General features: G+C 61.8%; 1 protein-coding gene. It reads right to left on the bottom strand.

Features of this window, described 5'->3' with window-relative positions; translation table 11 throughout:
- Positions 1–28: 28 nt before the first annotated feature.
- Positions 29–233, bottom strand: a 205-nt coding sequence (locus tag EOD29_RS36920; RefSeq protein ID WP_206520634.1) for a hypothetical protein, incomplete at its 5' end; no start/stop codon positions are given.

Below are 233 nucleotides of genomic sequence, written 5' to 3'. Positions count from 1 at the left end.
GTCGGATCGTGAGGGTGTTGCAGGCGCCTTATTGCAGACGCTTCAGACAGCGAACCTTCTGGAGAGGCGCGGTGACCGGGTCAGTTTCAGCCATGAGATGTTCCTGAACGTGTTTGCCGCCGAAGCGATCCTGCGGAGGGCTGGTGATGATCCGGACGCGGTGGGATTGGCCCTGCGGCACCCGCGGTATCTCGAGATTAGGCCGTTCGTCCTGGGGGCCATTGACGATGACC

Source organism: Mesorhizobium sp. M1A.T.Ca.IN.004.03.1.1 (assembly GCF_003997555.1).
In the GTDB taxonomy this organism is placed as follows: Bacteria; Pseudomonadota; Alphaproteobacteria; order Rhizobiales; family Rhizobiaceae; genus Mesorhizobium.
The sequence above is the reverse complement of the archived record's forward strand: the minus strand, read 5'-3'. Positions and strand labels throughout refer to the sequence as shown.